The 2,573-nt window shown below is 34.0% G+C and carries 3 protein-coding genes and 1 tRNA gene; 3 read left to right on the top strand and 1 reads right to left on the bottom strand.

The window, feature by feature from the left end; all coding sequences use genetic code 11:
• The first annotated feature begins 58 nt into the window (after nucleotides 1–58).
• Nucleotides 59–520: a peroxiredoxin family protein gene (locus ACHZC3_RS12505; protein ID WP_394760207.1), complete on the top strand. Its 462-nt coding sequence runs from the start codon at nucleotides 59–61 to the stop codon at nucleotides 518–520.
• 145 nt (nucleotides 521–665) lie between these two features.
• Nucleotides 666–747: transfer RNA gene (locus ACHZC3_RS12500), tRNA-Tyr, on the top strand.
• Nucleotides 748–803: 56 nt separating this feature from the next.
• Here the strand turns inward: ACHZC3_RS12500 and ACHZC3_RS12495 are convergent.
• Nucleotides 804–2,063: an aminotransferase class I/II-fold pyridoxal phosphate-dependent enzyme gene (locus ACHZC3_RS12495; RefSeq protein ID WP_394760206.1), complete on the bottom strand. Its 1,260-nt coding sequence runs from the start codon at nucleotides 2,061–2,063 to the stop codon at nucleotides 804–806.
• A 225-nt stretch (nucleotides 2,064–2,288) separates the two neighbouring features.
• Between ACHZC3_RS12495 and ACHZC3_RS12490 the strand changes: the two genes are divergently transcribed.
• The coding region (locus ACHZC3_RS12490; RefSeq protein ID WP_394760205.1) for a DUF2157 domain-containing protein at nucleotides 2,289–2,573 on the top strand (285 nt) is incomplete at its 3' end.

Genomic DNA, 2,573 nt, shown 5'->3' with positions numbered 1-2,573 from the left:
ATGAAGCTTTAGATGCTGATGTAAAAGGTACAAAACCTGGAAAAAATATTAAAACTAAATTGGACGAGCAAAAAAAAAACAGTCTAAAGAAATAGATTTATCAGTAGGTGACAGCGCTCCTGATTTTTCAGCAAAAAATGTTGATGGAAAATTAGTTTCGCTTAAAGAATCTCTTGGAAAAATTACTATTATAGATTTTTGGGCTTCTTGGTGTTCTCCTTGTCGAAAAGAAAATCCAAATATGGTTTCTTTATACAAAGAGTTCCATACTAAAGGTTTAAATATTATTGGGGTTTCTTTAGATAAAGAAGCAACAGCTTGGAAAGTAGCCATTACAAAAGATCAGTTAACTTGGACTCAAGTTTCTAACTTAAAATGGTGGCAAGATCCAATTGCATTAAGATATAATATAGAAAGTATTCCTGCTACTTACCTAGTAGATGCTAAAGGAACTATTATAGCAAAAAACCTTTATGGTGCTGAGCTAAAAGTAAAAGTAGCTGAATTATTAGCAAAATAGAGATAAATCATACAATATTTAGAAATCTCCCTTACCGGGAGATTTTTTATTTTATTTACTACCAAACAGTTACGAAAAACTACAAATAATATTCATTTATTTGTTTGCAAACTGGAAAAACAATTTTATATTTGCAACCGCTTACGGGGAGATACTCAAGCGGCCAACGAGGGCAGACTGTAAATCTGCTGACTACGTCTTCGTAGGTTCGAATCCTACTCTCCCCACACAAAAAAAGCCTGAACATTAGTTCAGGCTTTTTTATGCAATCTAAAATAGTATTTTAAGAAACATCAACAGTAGTTCTGTCTGCAATTTCTTTATAGGTTCCGTTTACTAATTTCTCACGAATCGCTTCAAAAGCAGTTAGTGTTTCATCAATATCAGAAATAGTATGAGAAGACGTAGGTATCATTCTTAGCAAGATCATTCCTTTTGGAATTACCGGATAAACTACAATCGATAAGAAAATACCATAATTTTCTCTCAAATCATTTACCATAATCATAGCTTCAGGAATAGAACCCTCTAGATATACTGGAGTAACACAAGTGTTTGTATCGCCTATATTAAATCCTTTTTCTTTCAATCCGTTCTGCAACGCATTAACATTTACCCAAAGTTTGTCTTTTAACTCAGACGAATTACGCAACAATTCTAAACGCTTCAAAGAACCAATCGTTTGAATCATTGGTAACGCTTTAGCGAACATTTGCGAACGTAAATTATATTTTAAATAATCGATAATATCTTTATCGGCAGCCACAAAAGCACCAATATTTGCCATCGATTTTGCAAATGTCGAAAAGTAAACATCAATTCCGTCCTGACAACCTTGCTCCTCACCTGCTCCTGCTCCTGTTGCTCCAAGAGTTCCAAAACCATGCGCATCATCTACAAGCAAACGGAAATTGTATTTTTTCTTCATCTCTACAATTTCTTTCAGCTTTCCTTGTTGCCCACGCATTCCGAAAACACCTTCGGTGATAAACAAAATTCCACCACCAGTTTCGGTAGCTAATTTTGTAGCACGTTGCAGGTTTTTCTCCATGCTCTCAATATCGTTATGACGGTACGTAAAACGTTTTCCCATGTGCAAACGAACACCGTCTATAATACAGGCATGCGCATCCACATCATATACAATAACATCATTTTTAGTAACCAAAGCATCTATCGTAGATAAAATTCCTTGGTAACCAAAATTCAATAAATAAGCAGATTCTTTCATGACAAAAGCAGCTAATTCTTCTTCTAACTGTTCGTGGTACTTTGTGTGACCAGACATCATACGAGCACCCATAGGGTAAGCCGCACCATATTGAGCCGCAGCTTCCGTATCTGCTTTACGAACTTCTGGATGATTAGCAAGACCTAAATAATCATTTAAACTCCAGTTTAATATACTTTTTCCTTGAAATTGCATTCTAGGTCCTAATTCGCCTTCCAATTTTGGAAACACAAAATACCCCTCAGCTTGCGAAGCCCATTTTCCTAACGGACCTTTATTTTGTTGAATTCTTTCGAATAAATCTTTTACCATAACATTAAAATCTAAGTTTTAAGATGGTGCAAAAATAGTATAAATATTATATTAAATATAATTTTTGCAAAAGTATACTATTATTTTTTTGAAGCTAATCCTGCTATCCGCTTTCTCTATGCTAAAAAGCGTGGAATACCGCTCCCGATAGCTATCGGGATATCAGGGCTAAAAATACATTTACTCAATAAACTTTGTATATTTGAATCATATAAAATACTTTTTATGTCAAATCACATTTTAAACGAACTTCAAGAATTACTAAGAGCCAGTGTAATTTCGGAAGAAACGGCTCAAAAAATCAGAGATTATTACAGTAAGAATGGTGACGAAAGTCAGAATAAATTATTCTTAGTCTTCGGAATTCTTGGAGCAATTCTTTCAGGACTTGGTATCATCTTAATTTTAGCACACAATTGGGACGATTTGTCTAATATGACAAAATCAGTAATTTCATTTCTTCCGCTTAGTATTGGTCAATTATTTTGTAGTTATTCCATCCTAAAAAAA

The sequence above is a fragment of the Flavobacterium sp. genome (assembly GCF_043720215.1).
Classification (GTDB): Bacteria; Bacteroidota; Bacteroidia; order Flavobacteriales; family Flavobacteriaceae; genus Flavobacterium.
Note: the sequence above shows the minus strand (reverse complement) of the source record. Positions and strands in the feature narration are given on the sequence as shown.